Origin of the sequence: Aeromonas tecta (genome assembly GCF_000820185.1) — a bacterium.
Classification (GTDB): Bacteria; Pseudomonadota; Gammaproteobacteria; order Enterobacterales; family Aeromonadaceae; genus Aeromonas; species Aeromonas tecta.
The window spans coordinates 4016-4745 of the sequence record NZ_CDCA01000016.1; the positions used below are offsets into that span (position 1 = coordinate 4016).

Annotated in this window: 1 protein-coding gene; it reads left to right on the forward strand. The window is 57.8% G+C overall.

Annotation, left to right across the window (positions count from 1 at the left end; all coding sequences use genetic code 11):
- Window positions 1-666, forward strand: a 666-nt coding sequence (locus BN1137_RS03470; RefSeq protein ID WP_050717264.1) for a substrate binding domain-containing protein, incomplete at its 5' end; no start/stop codon positions are given.
- Window positions 667-730: the final 64 nt, after the last annotated feature.

The following is a 730-nucleotide window of genomic DNA, read 5'->3' on the forward strand; positions in this document are numbered from 1 at the left end:
ACCCACGAGCAGATCCGCACCCGGAGCCATCAGCCCGTCGGCAACATCAAGATAGGGCTGCTCAATGACTCGGATATCTTCATTCACGATATCCTCGAGCGGTTCTTGAAAAAATACCCGAAGATAAACATCGAGTTGCATCTGAGCAGCGTCGGCTATCGCGACATTCTGAACTATGGGCTGGATGCGAGCATCCATATCGGCGACGTCATCGACAACAGCTTCGTCGCCCGCACCATCATGCCCTTCACGCGCAAGCTCTATGCCAGCCGGGAGTACATAGAGAGGCACGGCAGGCCTGCCTCTCTCGAGGATTTGCATGGGCACAACGTGCTGGTGACGCGGCTGCCCGATGGCCAGCTCGACAACAAGCTGATCTTCAATCACGGGGAGATCCTGATCAACAGCCGAGTTGTCTCCAACAGCTCCTACTATATTCGCCACGCCGTGTCCCAGGGGGATGGCATCGCCGTGCTGCCGGAGATCACCATGCGGCCCCAGGTGGAGAGTGGCGCCATCATCGACTTGCTGCCGGCATACGAGACCACCATGGACAACATCTGGCTGGTCTATCCAAGCCGCAAGGGGCTCTCTTATGCGGCGCGGCTGTTTATCGACTATGTGCTGGAGGAGGTGGCGCTGCTGCTGACGGAGAAAGGCGCCTGATGGCGCTCACGGCGCGAGAAAAGGGAGCTTGCCTATGGACTGTGATGCTGGCAACATTTCATTC